The organism is Pseudomonas sp. MF6747 (assembly GCF_963890955.1).
Classification (GTDB): Bacteria; Pseudomonadota; Gammaproteobacteria; order Pseudomonadales; family Pseudomonadaceae; genus Aquipseudomonas.
Genome location: NZ_CAWPSZ010000034.1, coordinates 292,634 through 316,660 on the forward strand (window position 1 = coordinate 292,634; position 24,027 = coordinate 316,660).

At 60.7% G+C, this 24,027-nt stretch carries 22 protein-coding genes; 12 read left to right on the forward strand and 10 right to left on the reverse strand.

Annotation, left to right across the window (positions count from 1 at the left end; all coding sequences use genetic code 11):
* Positions 1-138: 138 nt before the first annotated feature.
* The 3 genes from AACW30_RS23540 to AACW30_RS23550 form a co-directional block, all read right to left on the reverse strand.
* Positions 139-2,316, reverse strand: a complete 2,178-nt coding sequence (locus tag AACW30_RS23540; RefSeq protein ID WP_200623556.1) for a hypothetical protein — start codon at positions 2,314-2,316, stop codon at positions 139-141.
* A 190-nt stretch (positions 2,317-2,506) separates the two neighbouring features.
* Entirely contained in the window at positions 2,507-4,771 is a 2,265-nt protein-coding gene (locus AACW30_RS23545) for a putative bifunctional diguanylate cyclase/phosphodiesterase (protein WP_106577101.1), read from the reverse strand.
* 139 nt (positions 4,772-4,910) lie between these two features.
* A complete protein-coding gene (locus tag AACW30_RS23550) occupies positions 4,911-5,276 on the reverse strand; it encodes a YkgJ family cysteine cluster protein (RefSeq protein ID WP_106577100.1) in 366 nt (121 codons plus the stop codon).
* A 251-nt stretch (positions 5,277-5,527) separates the two neighbouring features.
* Here AACW30_RS23550 and AACW30_RS23555 point away from each other — a divergent pair, with 251 nt between their 5' ends.
* Positions 5,528-6,874, forward strand: coding sequence for a spinster family MFS transporter (locus tag AACW30_RS23555; RefSeq protein ID WP_200623558.1), 1,347 nt, complete (start codon positions 5,528-5,530; stop codon positions 6,872-6,874).
* 156 nt (positions 6,875-7,030) lie between these two features.
* Here AACW30_RS23555 and rapA read toward each other — a convergent pair whose 3' ends face one another.
* Positions 7,031-9,877, reverse strand: a complete 2,847-nt coding sequence (gene rapA / locus AACW30_RS23560) for an RNA polymerase-associated protein RapA (RefSeq protein WP_200623560.1) — start codon at positions 9,875-9,877, stop codon at positions 7,031-7,033.
* A gap of 219 nt (positions 9,878-10,096) precedes the next feature.
* On the opposite strand from rapA, the gene AACW30_RS23565 reads away from it, so the two are divergent.
* Positions 10,097-10,438 (forward strand): aspartate-semialdehyde dehydrogenase, encoded by a 342-nt coding sequence (locus AACW30_RS23565; RefSeq protein WP_106577096.1) that lies wholly within the window; start codon positions 10,097-10,099, stop codon positions 10,436-10,438.
* On the opposite strand, the gene AACW30_RS23570 is transcribed toward AACW30_RS23565, so the two are convergent.
* The 3 genes from AACW30_RS23570 to AACW30_RS23580 all read right to left on the reverse strand — a co-directional run bounded on the left by AACW30_RS23570 (position 10,435) and on the right by AACW30_RS23580 (position 13,046).
* The gene (locus AACW30_RS23570) at positions 10,435-11,616 is read right to left on the reverse strand and encodes an aminotransferase class V-fold PLP-dependent enzyme (RefSeq protein WP_200623562.1); all 1,182 of its coding nucleotides are present in this window, start codon (positions 11,614-11,616) and stop codon (positions 10,435-10,437) included. The two genes, AACW30_RS23565 and AACW30_RS23570, sit on opposite strands and share 4 nt — an antisense overlap.
* Positions 11,613-12,083 carry a RidA family protein gene (locus tag AACW30_RS23575; protein WP_200623564.1) on the reverse strand — a complete coding sequence of 157 codons (471 nt, stop codon included), beginning with the start codon at positions 12,081-12,083 and terminating at the stop codon, positions 11,613-11,615. The genes AACW30_RS23570 and AACW30_RS23575 overlap by 4 nt, the downstream gene beginning before the upstream one ends.
* Positions 12,084-12,173: 90 nt before the next feature.
* A complete protein-coding gene (locus tag AACW30_RS23580; RefSeq protein WP_200623566.1) occupies positions 12,174-13,046 on the reverse strand; it encodes a LysR substrate-binding domain-containing protein in 873 nt (290 codons plus the stop codon).
* A 133-nt stretch (positions 13,047-13,179) separates the two neighbouring features.
* Between AACW30_RS23580 and AACW30_RS23585 the strand changes: the two genes are divergently transcribed.
* On the forward strand, positions 13,180-13,341 hold the full coding sequence (locus AACW30_RS23585) for a hypothetical protein (RefSeq protein ID WP_017844811.1): 162 nt from the start codon (positions 13,180-13,182) through the stop codon (positions 13,339-13,341).
* Between the two features lie 143 nt (positions 13,342-13,484).
* On the forward strand, positions 13,485-13,601 hold the full coding sequence (gene ccoM / locus AACW30_RS23590; protein WP_017137226.1) for a cytochrome c oxidase subunit CcoM: 117 nt from the start codon (positions 13,485-13,487) through the stop codon (positions 13,599-13,601).
* A gap of 1,061 nt (positions 13,602-14,662) precedes the next feature.
* Here the strand turns inward: ccoM and AACW30_RS23595 are convergent.
* Both AACW30_RS23595 and AACW30_RS23600 read right to left on the reverse strand, forming a co-directional pair.
* Entirely contained in the window at positions 14,663-16,138 is a 1,476-nt protein-coding gene (locus tag AACW30_RS23595; protein ID WP_200623568.1) for an inorganic phosphate transporter, read from the reverse strand.
* Positions 16,139-16,460: 322 nt separating this feature from the next.
* The gene (locus AACW30_RS23600; protein ID WP_057701255.1) at positions 16,461-16,661 is read right to left on the reverse strand and encodes a hypothetical protein; all 201 of its coding nucleotides are present in this window, start codon (positions 16,659-16,661) and stop codon (positions 16,461-16,463) included.
* Positions 16,662-16,707: 46 nt separating this feature from the next.
* On the opposite strand from AACW30_RS23600, the gene AACW30_RS23605 reads away from it, so the two are divergent.
* A complete protein-coding gene (locus AACW30_RS23605) occupies positions 16,708-16,947 on the forward strand; it encodes a hypothetical protein (RefSeq protein ID WP_124416644.1) in 240 nt (79 codons plus the stop codon).
* 8 nt (positions 16,948-16,955) lie between these two features.
* Here AACW30_RS23605 and AACW30_RS23610 read toward each other — a convergent pair whose 3' ends face one another.
* Positions 16,956-17,243, reverse strand: a complete 288-nt coding sequence (locus tag AACW30_RS23610) for a hypothetical protein (RefSeq protein WP_200623570.1) — start codon at positions 17,241-17,243, stop codon at positions 16,956-16,958.
* Between AACW30_RS23610 and pcaR the strand changes: the two genes are divergently transcribed.
* From pcaR to pcaG, 7 genes are all read left to right on the forward strand, one after another.
* Positions 17,232-18,074 carry a pca regulon transcriptional regulator PcaR gene (pcaR, locus tag AACW30_RS23615; protein ID WP_106577091.1) on the forward strand — a complete coding sequence of 281 codons (843 nt, stop codon included), beginning with the start codon at positions 17,232-17,234 and terminating at the stop codon, positions 18,072-18,074. The two genes, AACW30_RS23610 and pcaR, sit on opposite strands and share 12 nt — an antisense overlap.
* Positions 18,075-18,220: 146 nt before the next feature.
* Entirely contained in the window at positions 18,221-19,561 is a 1,341-nt protein-coding gene (locus AACW30_RS23620) for an MFS transporter (RefSeq protein WP_200623572.1), read from the forward strand.
* A 300-nt stretch (positions 19,562-19,861) separates the two neighbouring features.
* Positions 19,862-20,719, forward strand: coding sequence for a CoA transferase subunit A (locus AACW30_RS23625; RefSeq protein ID WP_200623573.1), 858 nt, complete (start codon positions 19,862-19,864; stop codon positions 20,717-20,719).
* On the forward strand, positions 20,716-21,498 hold the full coding sequence (locus AACW30_RS23630) for a CoA-transferase subunit beta (RefSeq protein WP_177410079.1): 783 nt from the start codon (positions 20,716-20,718) through the stop codon (positions 21,496-21,498). The genes AACW30_RS23625 and AACW30_RS23630 overlap by 4 nt, the downstream gene beginning before the upstream one ends.
* Positions 21,495-22,697: a 3-oxoadipyl-CoA thiolase gene (gene pcaF / locus AACW30_RS23635; RefSeq protein WP_200623608.1), complete on the forward strand. Its 1,203-nt coding sequence runs from the start codon at positions 21,495-21,497 to the stop codon at positions 22,695-22,697. The genes AACW30_RS23630 and pcaF overlap by 4 nt, the downstream gene beginning before the upstream one ends.
* Before the next feature lie 17 nt (positions 22,698-22,714).
* A complete protein-coding gene (gene pcaH, locus AACW30_RS23640; protein ID WP_119738850.1) occupies positions 22,715-23,419 on the forward strand; it encodes a protocatechuate 3,4-dioxygenase subunit beta in 705 nt (234 codons plus the stop codon).
* 1 nt (position 23,420) lies between these two features.
* Positions 23,421-23,987 (forward strand): protocatechuate 3,4-dioxygenase subunit alpha, encoded by a 567-nt coding sequence (gene pcaG, locus AACW30_RS23645; RefSeq protein WP_200623574.1) that lies wholly within the window; start codon positions 23,421-23,423, stop codon positions 23,985-23,987.
* Positions 23,988-24,027 lie beyond the last annotated feature (40 nt).

Consider the following 24,027-nt stretch of genomic DNA (forward strand, 5'->3'; position numbering starts at 1 on the left):
CGGGGAATTGTTTCTGGGTGTGGCAGTGATGAGGATTTTGCTTGCCTGGCAGACCGCTATCGCAGGCAAGCCAGCGCCCACATTTGAAATGCATTCCAAGTGTGGGAGCTGGCTTGCCTACGATGGCCGCGTCTCGGTCTAAGCCGTCTTGCCAGTATGGTTATTCAACGAAATAACCTTGGTCTTCCCAATCCGATGACGATAAATCTCACGCAAATACTTGATCGCTTTCTTCACGCAATCCCGTGACAGGCGAATATCGTTAATCGACACGAACTTCTCCTTGTCGTTAATCAACTCGCGGTACTTCTTCTCGTACATCGGCTTGATCGCGTACCAATTGGTGTCGAGTATCTTCGCCGGGTTCTCGAACTCATTGAGCAACTCGTCAATCCGGTCCTCATCAAAGTCATCATGGATGATGAAGTCCAGGATCGAGTTATCCAGCGTGTCATCAAACCGGTACGGGTTACGCGCAAAGCAACGCTTGATGAACGCCACGATCAGCGTGAGGAAATCATCCGACAGGCACGGGCTCTTGGCGATCAGCGTGGTCAGCGACAAGTTGGCCGACGCGCCGATCACCAGGGCGTAACGCTTGAGCGTGGTGTTGGGGAACAGGCTGTTCAAATGAGTTTTGAGCCGGTTCAAGTCCATGTAGGACAGCTTGTAATCCTTGGGCAAGGACACAATCGACACCACCGACGAGCAGTTCTTGAAGAAGTGCAGGTCATGCAGCGCCGCGGCGTCATACCCGGAGTTCTTGTACTGCTCCAACGACGCTTTGTAGCGCTTGGACTCGATCGGCAACAGGCTGATGCCCTCGATCGCCTGTGTCACTTTGTTGAAGTGCGGCAAATCAATCGAGCGGAAAAACAGGTCATCGATGTTCAGCCGCTGCGGCTCTTTATCGAACACCTTGAACTTGTCGCCCGAGGGCACCGGCGTCTCCGGCACCACCGATTCGGCGTAGGCAATCGCCACCGGCCCGGCCAGGCTCATGAACAAGTCGTTGGCATCCAGGCGGATGGTTTCGCCAATGTCGATGCCGGCCCGCCGGAAGTAGTTCTGGTCGTAGTCGGTGGTCACCGCCTGAGCCGTGAGGATGTTGAAGATCTGCTGCGAGATGTATTGGTTGGCGTGTTTTTCCATGGCATTGACGTCAATGTTCTGGATGTTGCCGTCATCGCTCTCCTCGGCGTAACGCATGATGTCGTTGGAGATCAGCATCATCGCGTTCCACGGCCGGATGCGGCCTTTCACGCTGGCTTCGCTGCTGTCTTCATTGTCGAAGTTGTATGAGAAATCCCATTCTTCCGACAGGTATTTGCACAACAGCCGCCCGGCGTTGATGTGCAGTGCCTCGGACATTTCGCTGCGGTGGTCGGAGATATTCGGCAGCACGCAAATGCCACTGGTGAAGATCGGCTCGAACACGAAGGCGTGGCCGCTCTTGCTGTCATGCTCGTCGGCCGGCTTGGTGTCGAACGTCTTGTTCATGTACGAGTGCTGCTGGGCCAGGCCGAACTCCGAGGCCATGCCCGAACCCGTACCGCCGCCGGCGCTGAAGATCGAGAAATACAGACGCGACTGGTTGGCCTTGATGCCACAGGAGTCGATCAGGTAGGAGTGGATCATCTTCCAGTCGGGGCTGGAAAAACGCTGGGTGTCTTTGTTGAGGATGATCTTGGCCAGGTACTGGCCCAGAATCGGCGCGTTACCGGCGCCGCCGGCGTGCACTTCCGACAGGTCCATGATTTTCATTTTGCTGTAGTCGCGCAGGAAGCCGCTTTTTTCGCCCTTGCGCGAGAAACGGATGCGCCCGGCGATGTCTTTGTCCAGGTCGCCCAGCATGACCAGCGGCTCCACCAGGAACACCGGTTTGGTGGCCTTACCGCCACCCAAACGCAGGTTGTTTCGAATCCACTGGGCCGGGCTGTAGCCTTTATCGGCCGACTTGTCTTCGGTACTGAATTCGTTGAGGTAGAACTTGCGCGCGTTGTACACCAGCTCTGCCACGTCCAGGGCAATGTTGGAGCCGCAGCGGCCCAGGCCGATCAGGCACACCGACGGAAATTCCTGCTCATTGCGCGCATCGCCATCACCTTCCTGCTGGGGCAGGCGCGGGAACACCATGTCACGCAGGCCGTCGAGGTTGTCGAGGATGCGGTCGGTATTGGTTTCGGTGAAGTACAAGTACTGCTGGGTAGCCAACGGGCGGGCGATGCTCAATGACTTTGCGGCTGGGAATTTTTCCGCCGGTGCTGTCGGCACTGCGTCGCAGATCTCGGAGACAGAATTATTGTTGGAAGTCATTGGGCGCCATGTACCTGGACGGATGGCCAAAAAAAGCACGGAGCCATCACTGAATGAGAGTTCGCGACTTCGCCGTGCCATCGGCGCAAGCGCGCCTACTGAACCAGGGCAACGCCACGTGGACTCTGATGAATCGGCCGTTCGTCGGCGTTCTTTAGGCAAATGATGGCTAAATGCCAAATATTCGGCGTCAGCGAATTGGCCTGACGATGGAAGGTGGGCCGATACGGCCGGTAACAGGGTCTTTGGGCGGCGTGGCGTCTTTGCTGCCTTCCACGCTGAAAGGGTAGAGCGGGTTACGCATCTGAATGCCCTGGATCACGCCAACCACATCGCTCAAAGGCACCGCTGGGCTCAGCAAGTAGCCCTGAATGAAGTCACAGCCATGGTTGAGCAGCAGTTCGAATTGCGCCTGGGTTTCCACGCCTTCGGTGACAACGTGCAGGTGCAGCGTGTGGGCCATGCCGATAATCGCCTGGACGATTTCGATATCGGCAGTCGATTTGGGAATGTCCTGAATAAAGGAGCGGTCGATCTTCAACGTATTGAGCGGCAGGCGCTTGAGGTAGGCCAGTGACGAGTAGCCAGTGCCGAAGTCGTCAATCGCCAGCGACACGCCCAGTGCCCGGATTTGCCGCAACAGCGCGAGCGTGCTGCTGATGTTGCCCATCAGGGCGTTTTCGGTGACTTCCAGTTCCAGGCGCCCGGCGGCGATGCCGGCGAAGCGCAGGGCGTCTTCGATTTCATCCGCCAGTTCGTCACGCGCCAGGTTGAGGGCCGAACAGTTCACGGCCATGGTCAGCTCGGTATAGCCGCGGTCAGACAGCAGGCTCAAATCGTGGCACGCCTGGCGTAATACCCAGTGGTCCAACTCGGCAATCAGCCCGTTGCTTTCTGCAATGGCGATAAACCGGTCCGGCGCCAGCAGCCCGTGTTGCGGGTGTTGCCAGCGCACCAGGGCTTCCAGGCGGGTAACCTTGCCGAGTTTCATGTCGAAGATCGGCTGATAAAACAGGACCAGCTGGTTGCGCGTGCGCAGGGCGGCGCGCAGCTCTTCTTCCAGTTGCAGTTCGAGAAACGCGCGGGTTTTGAGGTTGGAACTGAAAAAGTTCAGGCTGTTGCGCCCGGTGTCTTTGGACTGGTAAAGCGCCAGGTCGGCGGTTTTCAGCAGCTCCTCACAGGTCACGCCGTCATCGGGAAACAGGCTGATGCCAATGCTGGTGGTCATCACCATGCGCCGGCCGGCCAGTTCGATCGGCTCTTTCATCTTCTGCATGATGCGCTGCGCCATATGCCGCGCTTCGTCACGATGGTGAATGCTGATCAGGATGCAGAACTCATCGCCGCCAAAGCGCGCGACCACATCGTCATGGCTGCGTACAGAGCCCTTGATGTGCCCGGCCAACACGGTAAGTAACTGGTCACCGGCATCATGCCCAAGGCTGTCGTTGATGCGCTTGAAGTGATCGATATCGAGGAAAATCACCGCCATCATGCCGTGGCTTGCAGTTTTCTCGGCGACTTTCTCCGCAAAAATCTGATTGAAACCGCGGCGGTTGAGCAGGCTGGTCAGCGCGTCAAAGTGCGCTACCTGTTGCAGCGAGGCGCGGGCCTGGTCCAGTTCGCTGAGCAGCGCGTTGACCCGGCGCAGGTCGCGTTCCTTGTGCTGCAGTTTCTTGTCGGCCAGTGCTGCACTGACGCTGCTGCCAATCACCAACAGGGTGATCACGGCCACGGACAGACCAAGCTGGATGGGGTTGTTGTCCAGTGGCAAGGCGAGGTCCGCGCCATTGGGCACCAGCATTTGCATGGCCGCCATGCCGGTGAAGTGCATGCTCAGGATCCCGGCGCCCAGCACCAGGCTGGCGGCGTATTTGAGCAATTGATGGAACACCCCGGCGCCGTTGCGCAGGTAGCACGACAACAGCAGCGCGGCCAGGCTGGCGCCAATGGCGATGCCCACCGACGCCAGGAACAGCCCCGAATCGAAGTACACCTTTGCCTGGGAGCGCATGGCCGACATGCCGACGTAGTGCATCAAGGCAATGCCCAGCCCCATCCATACCGATGCCAGCAGGTATTGATGAAAGCGCAAATGAGCGTGACTGAGGGTTTGCATGGCAAACAACGAGGCAATCAGGGCGATCACCAGTGAGGCGAACGTCATGAGCAATTCGTAGTGAATGGCGATGGGTGCCTGGAAGGCCAGCATGCTGATGAAGTGAGTCGACCAGATGCCGCCTGCCAGGCATCCCGCCCCCAGCCAGCGCCAGTGGCGGCGGGCAGTAGGGTCTTCCACGTGGCCGACGCGCTCGGCCATGTCCAGGGTTCCGAACCCTGCTGCACAAGCGACCAGGTACGCCAGCAGCACCAGAAAGGGGTTATGACTGCAATTGAGTAATAAATGCCCGTTATCTGGAAGCTCGGTAAAAAAATACATACCTCGCCATTCCATAGCATGTCCCGTCAAAGTCAGTACGTCATTGCCTACAGCAATGGCCTATGACCTCGAGTATAGAAGCCTCGCGGGATTTGCCAGGAATAATGGCACTTTGCTCTGAATGATTTTGGCATGCCCACCATAGCGTTTGATGCTAAGCGCTGATCGGCAGCTCGAACTCGAAGGGCGCCTCGAGGGGCGGCAAGCCAAAGGCGGCGCGTGCCGTGTCGCAATCGACGTTCTGTTCACCCTGGCTCCACGACGCGTCGAACTCGCGACACGGGCTCGAACGCTGCTCATAAATCGTGCAACGGGTGCCTTTGCCGACTTCACCCTCAAGGCTGCAGCAACGCGCGGGTTTTTGGTCGGTGCCGATCATCGCCACGCGCGTGGGATTGATCTGCACCACCAGGTCATCGGGCACAGTGCCTCCCGATGAGGCGCACTCACCCCAGAAGAAAGACACACGAAAGTGTGAACAGCAGGCACCGCAACTCAGACACGGACTGGCTTCGGACATGGGCGTCATCGATAAGAAAAGTAGGATGTGGGTGTTACGGAAGGCTCGCCATTCTATCCTTGGCGTTGCCGTTGGGAAGGGGGGCGTGAACTTATATTTTTGTAGGCGAAGTCCCGTGATACCGGGTGAAATCATGCCCTATCAGCTTTACGAATCATTACAGACAACCGGCACCTGCCTGACTATGTTGCAGGTACCGGGCAGGATGCATCGGGCATCGCAGCTCTCATAACAATAAAAGAGACGGACCCATGCAGAACTCGACCCAAGCGGCGAATGCCTGGCGCATTCTGTTCCTGCTGTTCCTGGCCAACCTGTTCAATTTCTTCGACCGCACCATCCCCGCGATCATCATCGAACCCATCCGTATGGAATGGCACCTGAGCGACTTTCAGCTCGGCATCATCGGCACCGCCTTCACCATTGTCTATGCCATCGCCGGTTTGCCGCTGGGCCGCCTGGCCGACACCGGTTCGCGCAGCAAGCTAATGGGCTGGGGCTTGTTTGCCTGGAGCGGGCTCACGGCTATTAATGGCATGGTCGGCAGTTTCTGGACCTTCCTGCTGGTGCGCATGGGCATCGGCATTGGCGAAGCCAGCTACGCGCCGGCGGCCAACTCACTGATCGGCGACCTGTTTCCCGCTCACCGCCGCGCCCGCGCCATGGGCATTTTCATGCTGGGCCTGCCGTTGGGCCTGCTGCTGGCGTTCTTCACCATCGGCGCGATGGTCAAGGCGTTCGACAGCTGGCGCGCGCCGTTCTTTATCGCCGCCGTGCCGGGGCTGATCCTGGCGGTGTTCATGTTCTATATCAAGGAACCCAAGCGCGGCGCGGCCGAAACCGTGCAGGTCTCGCAGGAACGCGTCGATCGCCCGATCCGCCGCGTGCTGGCGGTGCCGACCTTCCTGTGGCTGGTACTGGCCGGGCTGTGCTTCAACTTCGCCACCTATGCGTGCAACTCGTTTCTGGTGCCGATGTTGCAGCGCTACTTCCTGATGCCGCTGCAGGAGGCGGCGGTTGCCACTGGCTTAATCGTTGGCGTCACCGGCCTGGTGGGCCTGACATTGGGCGGCTGGATTGCCGACAAGATCCATCAGCGCATCGCCAATGGCCGACTGCTGTTCGCGGCCTGCAGCTTGATCATCTCCACCGTCACCACCGCGTGGGCGTTGCACGCCGGACGCATCGAGATTGGTGTGTTTGTGGCGCTGTTCAGTGTGGGCTGGCTGTTCGCCTACAACTTCTATACCTGCGTGTACACGGCGATTCAGGATGTGGTTGAGCCGCGCCTGCGGGCCACGGCGATGGCGCTGTTCTTCGCCGGGTTGTACCTGTTGGGCGGCGGCATGGGGCCGATTGTGGTGGGTGGGCTGTCTGATCACTTTGCCCATTCGGCGATGTATGCCGATGGCGCGGCGCAGATGACCGAAGCTTATAAAGCAGTGGGGCTGCACGACGCCATGTACCTGATTCCGGTGGCGCTGTTTTTGACCCTGTTGTTTCTGTTCCAGGCGTCGCGCAGTTTTGTGCGCGATGCCAAGCGCATGAAAGATGGGTTGGAAGCGCTAGAGGTGCCGGCTGCGGCGGCTACCGCTTGATACCGAGTTGACCCTGTCGCAGGCAAGCCCGCTCCCACATTTGAAGGTATTCACACATCAAAATATGGGAGCGGGCTTGGCCGCGATGAGGCCCTCAAGCCAAACAAAAAAGGCCCGCATTGCGCGGGCCTTCTTTTTAGCAGGGCAGGGCGGTGATCAACCCGCCACCAGCACCCGAATCGCTTCCAGTCGCAGCGCCGCTTTGTCGAGCATGGCCAAACCTTGCTCGCGTTGCTGACGCAGGGCAACCAGCTCGCTGTCACGCACGGTCGGGTTGACCGCTTGCAACGCGGTCAGGCGCGCAAGCTCTTCGTCGGTGTCCGCCGCCAGGCGGCGCTTGGCCTCGGCCACACGCTCGGCGTGGCGCGGGGTGATCTTTTCTTCACCGGCGTTGATACGCGGCGTGAGTTGGTCACGCTGAGCCTGCACGAACTTGTTGGCGCTGGCGCGTGGCACGCTTTCGAGCTGGTCGTTCAGGGTTTCAAACGACACGCGGCCGGACAGGTCATTGCCATTGGCATCCAGCAGGCAGCGCAGGGCTGCCGGTGGCAAGTAGCGGCCCAGTTGCAAGGAGCGCGGCGCAACCACTTCACTCACGTACAGCAATTCGAGCAACACGGTGCCCGGCTTGAGCGCCTTGTTCTTGATCAGCGCCACGGCGGTGTTGCCCATCGACCCGGACAGCACCAGGTCCATGCCGCCCTGCACCATCGGGTGTTCCCAGGTGATGAACTGCATGTCTTCGCGCGACAGCGCCTGGTTACGGTCGTAGGTGATGGTCACACCTTCGTCGTCGCCCAGCGGGAAGCTGGCGTCGAGCATTTTTTCGCTGGGCTTGAGGATCAGCGCGTTTTCCGAATGGTCTTCGCTGTCGATGCCAAAGGCGTCGAACAGGGTTTCCATGTAGATCGGCAGGGCAAACTGGTCGTCTTGCTCCAGGATGGCCTCCACCAGCGCATCGCCTTCACCCGCGCCGCCGGAGTTGAGCTCCAGCAAGCGGTCGCGGCCGGTGTGCAGCTCTTGCTCCAGGCGCTCGCGCTCGGCGCGGGCCTCGTCGATCAGGGCTTGCCACTCGCCATCGTCGGCGTTTTCCAGCAACGGCAGCAGGCGCGGGCCGAACTGATGTTGCAGGGCGTTGCCGGTCGGGCAGGTGTTGAGGAACGCGTTCAGCGCTTCGTGGTACCACTGGAACAGGCGCTCTTGCGGGCTGGTTTCCAGGTACGGCACGTGCAATTCAATCACGTGCTTCTGACCGATCCGGTCCAGACGCCCGATCCGCTGTTCCAGCAGGTCAGGGTGGGACGGCAGGTCGAACAGCACCAAGTGGTGAGAGAACTGGAAGTTGCGGCCTTCACTGCCGATTTCCGAGCAGATCAGCACCTGGGCGCCGAACTCTTCGTCGGCGAAGTAAGCGGCGGCGCGGTCACGCTCGAGGATGTTCATGCCCTCGTGGAACACCGTGGCCGGAATGCCGGAACGCACGCGCAGGGCGTCTTCCAGGTCCATGGCGGTTTCGGCGTGGGCGCAGATCACCAGCACTTTGGTGCGCTTGAGCATTTTCAGCTGATCGATCAGCCATTCCACGCGTGGGTCGAAGCGCCACCAGCGGTTTTCTTCATCCATGTCCGGCTGCGACTGGAAGCTGACTTCCGGGTACAGCTCGGCGTGTTCGCCCAGCGGCAACTCGAGGTATTCGTCCGGGTTCGGCAGCGGGTAGGCGTGCAGTTTGCGCTCCGGAAAACCTTGCACGGCAGCCCGGGTGTTACGGAACAGCACGCGGCCGGTGCCGTGGCGGTCAAGCAGCTCACGCACCAGGCGCGCACTGGCTTCGGTGTCGCCATCGTTGACGGCGGTGAGCAGCGCTTCACCTTCGTCGCCGAGGAAACCCTGGATGGTCTTGTGTGCGGTCGGCGACAGGCGGCCCTTGTCCAGCAGCTCCTGCACGGCTTCGGCCACCGGGCGATAGTTCTCGCTTTCGGCGCGGAAGGCGTGCAGGTCGTGGAAGCGGTTCGGGTCCAGCAGGCGCAGGCGCGCAAAGTGGCTGTCCTGGCCCAGTTGCTCCGGCGTGGCGGTCAGCAGCAGCACGCCAGGAATCACCTCGGCAAGTTGCTCGACCAGCGAATACTCCGGGCTGGCCTTGTCTTCATGCCAAACCAGGTGGTGGGCCTCGTCGACCACCAGCAAGTCCCAGCCGGCCGCGAACAGCGCGTCCTGGGCCTTCTCGTCGTCCACCAGCCATTCCAGGGCCACAAGGGCCAACTGGGTGTCTTCGAACGGGTTGGTGGCATCGCTTTCGATGAAGCGTTCTTCGTCGAACAACGCAACCTGCAGGTTGAAGCGGCGGCGCATTTCCACCAGCCACTGGTGTTGCAGATTTTCCGGCACCAGGATCAGCACGCGGCTGGCGCGACCGGAAAGCAGCTGGCGATGGATCACCAGGCCAGCTTCGATGGTCTTGCCCAGGCCCACTTCGTCAGCCAGCAATACCCGCGGCGCGATACGGTCAGCGACTTCACGGGCGATGTGCAGTTGGTGAGCAATAGGTTGCGCACGCGCGCCACCCAAGCCCCACAGCGAGGACTGCAGTTGGCGGCTGGTGTGTTCCAGGGTGTGGTAACGCAGCGAGAACCAGGCCAGCGGGTCGATCTGGCCGGCGAACAGACGGTCGCTGGCCAGGCGGAACTGGATGAAGTTGGACAGTTGGGTTTCCGGCAGGGTGACCTGCTCGTTCTGCCCATTGAGGCCGTGGTAAACCAGCAGGCCATCGACGTCGTCGACTTCCTGTACGGTCATTTTCCAGCCTTCGAAATGGGTGATCGAATCACCCGGCGAAAACCTCACGCGAGTGAGGGGCGCATTCCGTAGCGCATACTGACGAGTGTCGCCAGTGGCCGGATAGAGCACGGTCAACAAGCGGCCGTCCTGTGCCAGAACGGTGCCTAACCCCAGCTCTGCTTCGCTGTCACTAATCCAGCGTTGCCCCGGTTGATACTGCTGCGCCATGCTGCCTGACTCCCGCCGTGAAAAAGCCGACTATCTTAACGGAACAAGGCCCTCAGCCAAAGGACTCTGACAAAAACTACTCCGTTAACGCGCGGGTTCGAAAGCTGGATCGACGGGTGGCGGGCACTTGCGAGTGTCGACTGGGTCACAGCTTGGCGAGCTTGAGCTCAAGTCGCCCTGCAACCCGCCGACAGCCTGTTGATCAGGAGAATAATTATTATGCTGCCACCCATGCTGCCCGTCAGCGTTGTGCCGGTCACGTCACAACTTGACCCGGTGCGTCAGAAGCCGGATATCCCGCCCGTGGTGCCAGTGCAAGCAGGCTCCAACGAAAGCACGATCGACCTGAAAAAGGGCGATGCCGAGCAGTCAACCTTGCTGCTGCGCGAGGAACAGCGCCGCCAGCAGGAACAGCAGAAGCGCCGGCGCGAAGCCGATGAAGACCCCGAAGTACACCTGGCGATCCCCGGCGATGTGCTCAACGCCGACAACACTGTGCCGGTGGTGCCGCTGATCGAAGATGCGCCGCGCCAGGGCCTGTGGGTGGACGTCGAGGTTTAGTCACGCAATTCGCGTAGCGCGCTGATCAGCAGTTCAATGTCGTGTTCGGTGTTGAGCGGGCTGACCGACACCCGCGCAACGCTCGTCAGCCCTCGCGCCTGCATGTCCAGCGGCGTGTAGCCCACGCCATTTGCGCCGATGTTGATTCGTTTCAACCCCAGGCGTCGTTTGAGTTCGAAGGCGTCCCAGCCTGCGAGGTTGAAGGCGATCAGTCCTGAATGCGCCGTGCCCAGGTCGTGAAGGGAAACTCCCGGCAGCTGACGCAATGCTTCACGGATTCGCTCACTGAGTTGTAAGACCCTTTCCCACGTGTGCTCCACGCCCAGTCGATTCACCTCCTGCAACGCATTGCCCAAGCCAGCCAACAAGGCAAAAGACACCTCGCTGGTTTCAAAGCGCCGGGCGTCATCGCGCAGGTCGAAGCCTTCGGCGCTCCAGGGTGCGGAAAACACATCGCGCTGGGCGGGATTGAGCTGCGAGAGAAAATCCGGTCGCACATACAGTAACGCCGTGCCGCGTGGCCCACGCAGGTGTTTGCGGCCGGCCGACTTGAGCACATCGCAGTGCAGCGCCTGCACATCCACCGGCAGTTGGCCGACCGCTTGGCCGGCGTCGATGAAATAGGCAATGGCGTGGCGCCTGGCCACTGCGCCGATCGCCTGGGCAGGGTTGATCACGCCGCCGTTGGCCGGCAGCCAGGTCAAGTCGATCAGCTTGACCCTGGCATCAATCATCGACTCCAGCGCCACCGGGCAGACTGCGCCGGCTTCATCGCAGGGAATGACTTCTATCCGTGCGCCGGCTTGCACCGCCTGCTGCATGCTCGCCAGGTTGCCGCCCCATTCGTGGCGACCGACCAGAATGCGCTCGCCAGGTTGCCATGGGCCCAAGGCCTGGAAGGCCATGCTCCAGGCGCTTGAACCGCTGCTGGCGAATGCGATCGACGAGGTCGGCGCATTGAGCAGTTGCGCGGCTGCGCGCCGGGCCTTTTCTACCAGCACGGCACCCTGCTCGCCGGCCTCCATCGGTCCGTTGCGGGCTTCGCGTTGCAACTGGTCGATGATTGCGTCCAGCGTGGCCTGGCTGGGCAGCGAGGCACCCGCGTGGTTAAAGTGCACGATGCCCGACTGGCAGCCGGGCGTTGCGTCGCGCAGCTGCTGGACTTCGAGCGGGCTCACGGCTGCAACTCGAAAATCGCATCAACCTCCACCGCCACGCCGGCCGGCAGGCTGGACACACCGACGGCAGTCCGCACATGCCGGCCTTTGTCACCCAGGGCGTTGACCACCAGGTTCGATGCGCCATTGGCGACCATGCTTTGGCGCTGGAAGTCGCCGCTGCTGGCAATGAACACACCCAGGCGCAGAATGCGCACCACGCGCGACAGGTCATCACCGACGGCATCGCTCAATTGCCCCAACAGGCCCAGCGCCGCCAACTCTGCCGCCTGGGCGCCTTCTTCATCGCTGAGGGTTTCGCCTAACCGGCCGATGTAGGCCGGTTTGCCATCGATCATAGGAATTTGCCCAGAGATAAACAGCTGGTTCTGGCTGATCACATGGTTGATGTAGTTGGCCGCCGGCTGGCTGGGCGTTGGCAGCGTCAGGCCAAGGGCTTGCACGCGTTGGCGAAGGGAGTCGCGCATGTTGAATCCTCTAGGGGAGTAAGGTTTCAGCATGTGGGCTGAGCCGTCGGGCGACAAACGGATAGATCTCACCTGACGTATCGAAAAAACTCACGCGTCGCGGCAGGCATCCTTCAACCACTGGCTGAAGCATTCGGCCGCGTCGCTGGTGGGGCCTTGGGGCGCGATCAGCCAGTAGCCGATTTCGCTGTGATAGGGCGGCCGGTCGAAGGCTTCCACCAGGCTGCCCTCCTGCAGCTTGCGCTCGATCAGACGGTGCCGGCCCATGGCGATGCCCTGGCCGGCCACGGCGGCTTCGACCACGATGTTGTAGTCGTGCAGCATCACGCGGGGGTGGTGCTCGAGGTCGACGTGATAATGCGCGCACCAGTCCGTCCATTCGAAGGGACGGTGCGAGGTGGCCATCAATAACGCGCCATTGTGCAGTTGGCCGGCCTTGAAGGCCGGGCTGCACACCGGCGAGATCACTTCGGGCATCAGGCGGGTGGCGTGTACGTCCGGCCAATCGCCTTTGCCATAGCGAATGGCCAGATCCACCTCGGCCGCGGCGACGTTGGCCAATTGAATCGCCGGCAGCAACTCGACCTGGATATGCGGGTAACGGTTGAGAAAGCCGGGCAGGCGTGGGGCCAGCCACAGGGTGGCGAAGGATGCCAGCAGGCCGACGCGTAGCACGGTGGTAGCGGGCGTGGTTTTTTGGGCGCGCGTGGCGGCGGCGAGGGTGTCGAGGGCGGGGCGGATGTCGGCGTAGTAACGTTGGCCGTCGGCGGTCAGGTCTATCGCGCGGGTGCGGCGGATAAACAGCGGTTTGCCCAGATGCTGTTCGAGTTTGTGCACCTGGTGGCTCAGGGCACTTTGAGTGACCGACAGCTCGTTCGCCGCCTTGATAAAACTCAAGTGCCGCGCGACGGCTTCGAAGGCGCGCAGGGCCAGCAGCGGCGGAAGGTCCTTGTGCAGTGCCACCTGAGTGCGCCTCCTGAGTCGAGTGGGAAGGGTCGATTTTGGGCGATGCCCTGCATTTTGTCGCCCGCTGATTTGCCGTTGGGCGGGGGAGGCCGCATTATTGGGCCATTCCCGCCACAACGTAAGCCAAGCCATGAGTGATGACGACAAGCTGATTGACCTGAATGCTGAACGCGCCAAACGCGTGCATGACCTTAATGACAAGCGCCTGAATGAAGTGCGCCAGGCGTTTGAGCAAGCGATGCCACTGGGCAAAGTTAAGAAAAAGCCGAAGAACAAGCCGAAAAAGCGTTGAAACAACCTGCATCTGTTGATGCAGGTCAGTTATTGCCCTTCTTTACGCCCCGTTGCGGGCGACATTGATCCTCGTCAATTTTCCAATCCGCCTTCTCCCTTAACTTAGCCCTATCGCAACAGGGCACGAGCAGGAGGCCGGTCATGTTTTTCGATAATGTAGTGTTTGCCGGAGTGTTGACTGTCAGCCTCATGGTGTTGTTTTTTGTAGGGTTTGGAATTTTTATCTGGAAGGACGCTAATAAGCGTAAAGAACCGTAAGTTCTTCTGGGTTATATGAGCACGCAAGGCATTTTGGGCGACTTCGGTCGCCCTTTTTTTTGGCCGCGTTTTTAGGGGGTATATCCGTTGCTGCGGTAACGGCGGCTGGGGGTTGCGCTCTTACAGCGGGTCACTTTGGAAAAGCCCCAAAGTAACCAAAGGGCTCTTGCCCCACCACTCGGCACCTCGCCTAGGCTCGGTGTGCCCTCACTCCGGCTTGAATCCGTGGGCCGCCGTGACGGGCCATCCATGGCCCAACACGGCTAACCCGGCGTCCTGCCGGGTTACCCACGGATTCAAGCCTGCGTTCGGCCAGCGTGGTTGACGGGGCCTGTCAGATCAAAAGCAAGATCAAAAGCAGAGCACGGCGGCCTAGTAGCCGACCTGAGTGGTAGAAGCAAAAGCACAGCAGAAACAGATCAACACCACATCAACCTGATACACAGATATCCAAATGTGGGAGCGAGTCCAGCCGCCAGCACCGCTCTGCTTGGCTTTTCTGTGGGAGCTGGCTTGCCTGCGATGCAGGCACCCCGGTCTATCAGGCACACCCAGTCGATGCCATCGCAGGCAAGCCAGCTCCCACATTTGATTGAGTTCAGCCTCCAAGATCAGGTCGGCTGTCAGGCCGCCTCGCCTTCGTTTTTGATCTAACCACTCAGGTCGGCTACTAGGCCGCCGTGCTCTGCTTTTGATCTTGATCTGCTTTTGACTTTGATCTTAGGCGCCCCGTTAAACCACGCTGGCCGAACGCAGGTAGTACGGAGCGGGTAAACCGGCAGGACGCCGGTTTAGCCGCGACGGGGCAGGGACGGCCCGTCGCGGCGGCCCGCTCCGTAGTACCTTCGTTCGGGCACACCGAGCCTAAGCGAGGTGCCGAGTGGTGGGGCAAGAGCCCTTTGGTTACTTTGGGGTTTTTCCAAAGTGACCCGCCGTAAGGGCGGAACCCAAAGCAGCCATCACCCAAACATCGGATATTCACACTAACCCGCAGCCCAAAAAAAAGGCGCGACCCCCATCAGAGATCGCGCCTTCTTTATCAGCCGCAGCCTAGTAGCCTATCAACTACCCAGCGCCTTGGACGCCAACCAGAACAACCCGGCCGACAAGCCCACCGTCGCCGGCAAGGTCAACACCCAAGCCATCAGAATGGTCTTCACCGTACCACCCTGCAGGCCGCTTTTATTGGCAACCATGGTCCCGGCAACACCGGACGACAGCACATGGGTAGTCGAAACCGGCAGGCTAAAGATGTTCGCCAGGCCAATCATGCTCGCCGTGGTGATCTGCGCCGACATGCCCTGGGCATACGTCATGCCCTGCTTGCCGATCTTCTCGCCGATGGTCAGCACCACACGCTTCCAACCCACCATCGTGCCCAGGCCCAAGGCCAGTGCCACCGCCAGGATCACCCAGAACGGCGCGTACTCGGTCGTGGCAGTCAGGTCTTTACGCAGCTTGTCCAGGTCGGACTTCTCACGCGCATCCAGGCCCGGCAGCTTGCCGACTTTCTTCGCGGTGTCGTCCAGGCACAGCAGGTAGCGGCGCACTTCGATACGGTGCTCGGAGGTCAGCGAGTGGTAGTCCGAGACACCTTTCAAAGTGTCCATCAGCGCGCTGATGGTGGGCTCGGTCTGCTGCGGGTTGCACTGGAACTTGCCCGGCAGGTCATCCTTCACGCTTTTGCCCAGTGCCAGGAACTCGCCGAGGGTGGCGTTGTTACGCTGGTAGAACTGGCTCAAGTGCACGGTGGCGTCACGGGTGCGCTCGATCTGGTAGGTGGTGCTGCCCAGGTCGAGTACGAACTGCGCCGGCACGATACCGATCAGCACCAGCATGATCAGGCCGATACCTTTCTGACCATCGTTGGAGCCGTGCACAAAGCTCACGGCCATCGCGGAAATCACCAGCACCAGGCGGTTCCAGAACGGCGGGTGTTTCTTGTCGTCGAGCTTGCGGCGCTGGTCCGGGGTCTTGTGCATCTTCGACAGCGGGCGCCACCATTTCAGGCCAAGCAGCACCAGGGCTGCGACCAGGAAACCGGCCATCGGCGAGAACACCAGCGATGCGCCGATATCGATCGCTTTCTGCCAGTTCACACCGTCAGCCAGCGGAATATCGTTGATCAGGGCATTGGCCAGGCCGACACCCAGGATCGAGCCGATCAGGGTGTGGGAACTGGAGGCCGGGATACCGAAGTACCAGGTGCCCAGGTTCCAGGTGATCGCCGCTGCGAGCAAAGAGAAGACCATAGCCAGACCATGGCCAGTGTTCACATTGATCAGCAACTCCACCGGCAGCAAATGCACGATGGCGTACGCGACACCGACACCACCGAGCAACACGCCGAGGAAGTTGAACACCCCGGAGAAGAACACGGCCAGGTGCGGCGGCATGGCTTTGGTATAGATGACTGTGGCCACCGCGTTAGCGGTGTCATGAAAGCCATTGATGAACTCGAAGGCGAGGACAAAGGCCAGGGCGAGCAACAGGCTCACTAGAACCCACGCATCCAGTCCGCTGAATAAATCGATCATGAAGGTTTTCTGACCCGGTCGTAAGGGGGCGCGATTATGCCAGAAAACCTCAGTAATCGATGCACTAGCTGCTCATCGGTAACAATCTTCATTGAAAAAAAACCGGGCAGGGGTGCGCATCCCAGGGTTTTCGGGGCTTTGGCAAGTCTTTGATTTATAAAGCGCAGGGTCGAAAAAGCGGGATTTTTTGACCGAATTGTCACATTTGAAACATTTGTACGAAATTTCGTTCAAGGCTGTAGGAGCCTGATTAAATCAGGTTGCCCGCCGCTGGCAATGCGCCAGCGGCGGTGGCAAAACCTTGAAGCTCAAATCGAAGCGCTTATGGCTCTTCGGTTTTGAGTTCCTGTTCAATCTTTTGGATTTCCTGGGCAAATGCCTGATCGAGCAAACTGGCTCGTTTGCGCCAGGGCTTGCGCTCGGGCTCAGGCTGGGCGGCGTAGGTGGTGATTTCCCCGCCGTAAACGTCCTTGTAACGTTGCTCCTGGCGCTCAAGTTCCGCGCGCAGTTCGTCTTTCGTCACAGTGTTACCTAAATGAGTTGAGTGTATTGAATGTGCAGCGCCACGCTTGAAAGTCGTCCTCGGTCTGTTTCAAGTTGAACAGGCGAACTGTTCAAGTTTGAAAGAAGGCACCAGGGGCAAAACGTTTAAGCGGATACGTGTGACCGGCGATGCTGGAACGCTGCAAAGCCTGGCGAGCTCCAATCCCGATTATTGTTATCGGGCCGACCTCTGCACAGGTTGCATTATAGCGGCGTATTTGAATAACACTATCGGCGTGAAGTTAAAAAGCGTCAACGTTGCGTGAGGGTTTTGTTACATACAGGTGTCAGTCTTTTCTAAAAACCCGTGTTGACGTTCTGCACTTTTACAAATGTCGGATGGCTGTTTAAACGTGAGCGATCCCTTCGGCGCATCCGTTAAGTGTGCTCGTTCGTTGAACGCCATTGCGGGACCAGCAAATTGCGATAATCGCATGATCGTCCGATAATCGCCCAAAGTTGCTGGCCCCGCCTTGTGCATTCTGGCCAGCGCGGCTTGTAATAGCGGCCAACCCTCCCAGCGGTTGAAAATAAGAGAAAGGACCCTGAAATGAACGATCAATTGCGCAACTCCTTCGCGTCAGTGGCGCCGCCGATCGTGGCGTCCCCGGCCAAGCGCATCCAGGCGTTTACCGGTGATCCGGACTTCATGACTTCCCTGGCCCGTGGCCTGGCCGTGGTGCAGGCCTTCCAGGAGCGCAAGCGCCACCTGACCATCGCCCAGATCAGCCACCGCACCGAAATCCCCCGCGCCGCGGTGCGTCGTTGCCTGCACACGTTGATCAAGCTCGGCTACGCCACCACCGACGGGCGGACCTATTCACTGTTGCCCAAAGTCTTGACCCTGGGGCACGCCTATTTATCCTCTACGCCACTGGCGGTGTCGGCCCAGCCTTATCTTGATCGCATGAGCGAGCAACTGCATGAAGCCTGCAACATGGCGACGCTGGAGGGCGACGACATCCTCTATATCGCCCGGTCCGCCACCACCCAGCGCCTGATTTCCGTGGACTTGTCGGTGGGCGGGCGCTTGCCGGCGTACTGCACGTCCATGGGCCGCATTCTGCTCGCGGCACTCGACGATGCCTCGCTGCAGGACTACCTCGACCACGCCGACCTGCAAACCAAGACCAGCCGCACCCTGACCACCGCCGACGCGTTGTTCGAATGCCTGCAGCAAGTACGCCAGCAGGGCTGGTGCATTGTCGATCAGGAGTTGGAGCAAGGCCTGCGTTCAATCGCCGTGCCGGTGTACGACGCGTCCGGCCAAGTGTTGGCCGCGCTCAACGTGAGTACTCACGCCGGTCGGGTCAGCCGCAGCGAGCTGGAGCAGCGTTTCCTGCCGAGCATGCTCAGCGCGAGCCGTGAGCTGAGTGCGCAACTGTTTGCCTAAGTGTTCGATGACCGCACAGATCCCGGCTTGATCAATTGACGGTGTTTCCCCTGGCTTATTAATGTGCGGCAGCGCTGTCAGCGCCGCCCCAATGATAATGACGACCTCAGGTCGTTCGCCCGCCCATCGGTGTGGAAATAACAATAATGAATCAGCCCTCTGTCGGTACTAACCTGGACGTGCAGTCCTTTATCAATGCCCAGCCGTTGTCACGCTACCAATGGCGCGTGGTGATCCTGTGTTTCCTGATTGTCTTCCTCGACGGGCTCGACACCGCCGCCATGGGCTTTATCGCGCCCGCCCTTTCGCAGGACTGGGGCATCGACCGCGCCAGCCTCGGCCCGGTGATGAGCGCCGCATTGATCGGCATGGTGTTCGGCGCGCTGGTCTCCGGCCCGTTGGCCGACCGCTTCGGGCGCAAAGTGGTGCTGGTGAGCGCGGTGCTGGTGTTTGGCGCGTTCAGCCTGGCCTCGGCCTACAGCACTCACGTCGACCAGTTGCTGGTGTTGCGTTTCCTCACCGGGCTGGGCCTGGGCGCGGGGATGCCGAATGCCACCACGCTGCTCTCCGAGTACACGCCCGAGCGTCACAAGTCGCTGCTGGTCACCAGCATGTTCTGTGGGTTCAACCTGGGCATGGCCGGTGGCGGATTTATCTCGGCCAAGCTGATTCCAGCGTTCGGCTGGCACAGCTTGCTGATGATTGGCGGCATCCTGCCGTTGATCCTGGCGGTGGTGCTGTTGGTGTGGTTGCCGGAATCGGCGCGCTACCTCGTGGTGCGCAATCGTGGCACCGACAAGGTGCGCAAAACCTTGTCACCCATCGAGCCCAACCTCGTCGCCCGCGCCACCAGCTTCAGCGTGCCCGAGCAAAAAACCGTCAAGGCGCGCAACGTGTTCGCGGTGATTTTCTCCGGCACTTACAGCGCCGGCACCTTGTTGCTGTGGCTCACCTACTTTATGGGCCTGGTGATCGTGTACCTGCTGACCAGTTGGTTGCCGACCCTGATGCGCGACAGCGGTGCCAGCATGGAACAGGCTGCATTTATCGGCGCGCTCTTCCAGTTTGGTGGCGTGTTGAGTGCGGTCGGCGTGGGCTGGGCGATGGACCGGTTCAATCCGCACAAGGTCATCGGCACTTTCTATCTGCTGGCCGGGGTGTTCGCCTACGCGGTAGGGCAGAGCCTGGGCAATATCACGCTGCTGGCCACCTTGGTGCTGGTCGCCGGGATGTGCGTCAACGGTGCGCAATCGGCGATGCCGTCACTGGCCGCACGCTTCTACCCGACCCAAGGCCGCGCTACCGGCGTGTCGTGGATGCTCGGCATCGGCCGCTTTGGCGCGATTCTCGGTGCGTGGATGGGCGCGACGTTGCTGGGGTTGGGCTGGAACTTCGAGCAGGTGCTGACGGCGCTGGTGATTCCGGCGGCATTGGCCACGGCGGCCGTGTTGATCAAGGGCATGGTCAGCCATGCGGACGCGACCTGAGGCTTTACCCGATCTTGTGGCTGCCGGCGCCTCTGTGGGAGCTGGCTTGCCTGCGATTGCATCAACTCAGTTCACCTGCCGAACCGAGTCGTTTGCATCGCAGGCAAGCCAGCTCCCACATGGACTAAGCCCAGTTGAGTTTCAGTGTTTCGTACAAAAGATTAGCTAGACAACAATCCGTTCGATAATCGAACACTGAGTCGATTATCGGATTGTTCGACCCCTTTCCCCGGCTTAATCTTCAGGCACTTGGGCGCCACCTCAGCGCCTTTTTCGATCAACACCGGGAGCCCCAACCCCATGGCTGAAATCCTTGCGCTGCGCGACGCGGTGAAGCACTTCGTGAACGACGGCGACACCGTCGCGCTGGAAGGCTTCACCCACCTGATCCCTACGGCGGCGGGTCATGAAATCATTCGTCAGGGCAAGAAAGACCTGACGCTGGTGCGTATGACGCCTGACTTGATCTACGACCAGTTGATCGGGGCCGGCTGCGCCCGCAAGTTGATTTTCTCCTGGGGCGGCAACCCCGGTGTAGGCTCCCTGCATCGCCTGCGCGACGCGGTCGAGAAGCAATGGCCGCAACCGCTGGAGATCGAAGAACACAGCCACGCCGACCTGGCCAATGCCTACGTCGCCGGTGCATCCGGCCTGCCGTTTGCGGTGCTGCGCGCCTATGCCGGTTCTGACTTGCCCAAGGTCAATCCGCTGATCAAAACCGTGACCTGCCCGTTCACCGGCGAAGTGCTGGCGGCGGTGCCGTCGGTTCGCCCGGACGTCACCGTGATCCATGCACAGAAGGCTGACCGCAAGGGCAACGTGTTGCTCTGGGGCATTCTCGGTGTGCAGAAAGAAGCGGCCCTGGCGGCCAAGCGCTGCATCGTCACCGTCGAAGAGATCGTTGACGACCTGAATGCGCCGATGAACAGCTGCGTGCTGCCGACCTGGGCGTTGACGGCGGTGTGTCATGTACCCGGTGGCGCGCATCCGTCCTACGCCCACGGCTACAACGAGCGTGATAACCGCTTCTATCAGGCGTGGGACCCGATCGCCCGTGATCGTGGGACCTTTACCGCCTGGATCAACGAATACATCCACGGCACTGCCGACTTCCGTGAATTCCAGGCCAAGCTGGCCACCGCGCAGGAGGCCAAGTGATGGCTTACTCCACCAATGAAATGATGACCGTCGCCGCCGCGCGTCGCCTCAAGAACGGCTCGGTGTGCTTCGTCGGCATCGGCTTGCCTTCCAAGGCCGCCAACCTGGCGCGCCTGACCTCATCGCCCGACGTGGTGCTGATCTACGAATCGGGCCCGATTGGCGCCAAGCCCAGCGTCTTGCCGCTGTCCATCGGCGACGGCGAACTGGCAGAAACCGCTGACACCGTGGTGCCGACCGGCGAGATTTTCCGCTACTGGCTGCAAGGCGGGCGCATCGACGTCGGTTTTCTTGGCGCGGCCCAGGTCGACCGATTCGGCAATATCAACACCACCGTGGTCGGTGACTACCACCAGCCCAAAGTGCGCCTGCCGGGTGCCGGTGGCGCGCCGGAGATTGCCGGCTCGGCCAAGAGCGTGCTGATCATCCTCAAGCAGTCGGCGCGTTCGTTTGTCGACAAGCTGGACTTCATCACCTCCGTCGGCCATGGCGAAGGCGGCGACTCACGCAAGCGCCTGGGTCTGCCAGGCGCCGGCCCTGTAGGGATTATTACCGACCTGTGCATCATGGAGCCGGAAGAGGGCAGCCATGAATTTGTGGTCACCGCGCTGCACCCGGGCGTCACCCGCGAACAAGTGATCGCGGCCACCGGTTGGGCGATTCGGTTTGCCGATCAGGTGAGCACCACCGACGCACCGACGGACATCGAACTCAAGGCCCTGCGTGATCTCGAAGCCCGCACTGCCGCCGCCCATGGCCAAGCGCCAGGAGAAGCCTGATGCGTGACGTGTTTATCTGTGATGCCATTCGCACGCCCATCGGCCGCTTTGGCGGTGGTTTGTCCACGGTGCGTGCCGATGACCTGGCGGCCTTGCCGATCAAGGCCCTGATCGAGCGCAACCCCCAGGTGGAGTGGACGGCGGTGGATGAAGTGTTCCTCGGTTGTGCCAACCAGGCCGGCGAGGACAACCGCAACGTCGCGCGCATGGCCCTGCTGTTGGCGGGCCTGCCGCAGAGCATTCCCGGCGTGACCCTCAACCGTTTGTGCGCCTCGGGCATGGACGCGATTGGCACGGCATTCCGTGCCATCGCCAGCGGCGAAATGGAGCTGGCGATTGCCGGCGGCGTTGAGTCGATGTCCCGTGCACCGTTCGTGATGGGCAAGGCTGATGCGGCGTTTTCACGCAACATGAAGCTTGAAGACACCACCATCGGCTGGCGTTTTATCAACCCGTTGATGAAGGCCCAATACGGTGTGGACGCGATGCCGCAGACCGCCGATAACGTCGCCGACGACTACAACGTGTCCCGCGCCGACCAGGACGCTTTTGCCCTGCGCAGCCAGCAACGTACCGCCGCTGCGCAAGCCGCCGGGTTTTTCGCCGAAGAAATCGTGCCGGTGCGCGTCGCGCATAAAAAAGGCGAGACCGTGGTCGAGCAGGATGAGCATCCACGGGACACAACCCTGGAGGCCCTGGCCAAACTCAAGCCGGTGAATGGCCCGGACAAGACCGTCACCGCCGGCAACGCTTCGGGCGTGAATGACGGTGCGGCGGCGCTGATTCTGGCCTCGGCCGAGGCCGTGAAAAAACATGGCCTTACGGCCCGCGCCCGTGTGTTGGGCATGGCCAGTGCCGGTGTTGCACCGCGCGTGATGGGCATCGGCCCGGTGCCGGCGGTGCGCAAACTGGTGGAGCGCCTTGGTCTGGCGGTTACCGACTTTGATGTCATCGAACTCAACGAAGCCTTCGCCAGCCAGGGCCTGGCAGTGCTGCGTGAGTTGGGCATCGCTGACGACGCCCCGCAAGTGAACCCGAACGGCGGCGCCATCGCCCTCGGCCACCCGCTGGGCATGAGCGGCGCGCGGTTGGTGTTGACGGCGTTGCACCAATTGGAAAAAACCGGCGGCCGCAAAGGCCTGGCCACTATGTGTGTGGGCGTCGGCCAAGGTTTGGCCCTGGCGATTGAACGCGTCTAATAAAAGAGGATGGCTCCATGAGTGACAAGCCCGGATACCGGCGCCCGCAAGCGGGCACTCAACCCGATTATCTGCACCCGGCCTACCAGTCGACGAACTTGCGTTCGCCGTCTCAGCCGTTGGTGTTTCTGCCGCATTCCTTGTCGGAGATCACCGGCCCAAGCATCGGCGCCGAACGCGTCAATGAGAAGGACAACGACCTGACTGCCCAGCACGAGGGCGAGCCTCAGGGCGAGCGCATCATCATTCATGGCCGCGTGCTGGATGAAAACGGCCTGCCGGTGCCGGGCATTCTGGTGGAGATCTGGCAAGCCAACGCTGCCGGTCGCTACAACCACAAGCGGGACCTGCATGACGCGCCACTGGACCCGAACTTCACCGGCACCGGCCGCACCGTCACTGACGCGCAGGGCTGGTACCAGTTCCAGACCATCAAGCCCGGCGCCTACCCGTGGGGCAACCACCACAACGCGTGGCGCCCGGCGCATATCCATTTTTCGCTGTTTGGCCCCAGCGTGCTGACGCGCTTGGTCACGCAGATGTACTTCCCCGGTGACCCGCTGCTGGAATACGACCCGATCTACAACTGCGTGCCGGACACCTCGGCCAAGCAGCGCTTGATCGCCAGCTTCGACCTGGAAAAAACCATTCCTTCCTATGCCCTCGGCTACCGCTGGGACATCGTCCTGCGCGGCCGCGACGCCACGCCGATGGAGAAATGAGATGAGCCTTTACGCGACCACGTCCCACACCGTCGGGCCGTATTACCACATTGGCCTGACCTGGCTGAACCGCGAAGACCTGACCGTGCCGGCCACCCTTGGCGAACGCGTGGCGATCAGTGGGCAAGTGGTGGACGGCAACGGTGATGTCGTCAACGACGCCATGCTTGAAGTCTGGCAGGCCAATGCTGCGGGCAAATACGATCACCCGGAAGATGAACAGGCCAAAGCCGTCGATCCCAACTTCGAAGGCTTTGGCCGAGTGCCGGTGGATGCCCAAGGGCGCTTTCGCTTTACCACGATCAAGCCGGGCAGCGTGCCGGGGCTTGCGGGTACGACCCAGGCGCCGCACCTGGTGGTGCTGGTATTTGCGCGTGGGCTGGTGAAGCACTTGCTGACACGGATTTATTTTGACGGTGAAGCGTTGAATGGCGATGACCCGTTGCTGGGGTGTGTGCCGGCAGAGCGTCGCGGCACCCTGATTGCCAAGGCGGATGCGGGCGGTGTGTATCAGTGGAATGTGATTTTGCAGGGCACAGACAAGGAAACGGTGTTCTTCGATTACTGAGGTGGCCTGAAACCTGTCGCAGGCAAGCCTGCTACCACAT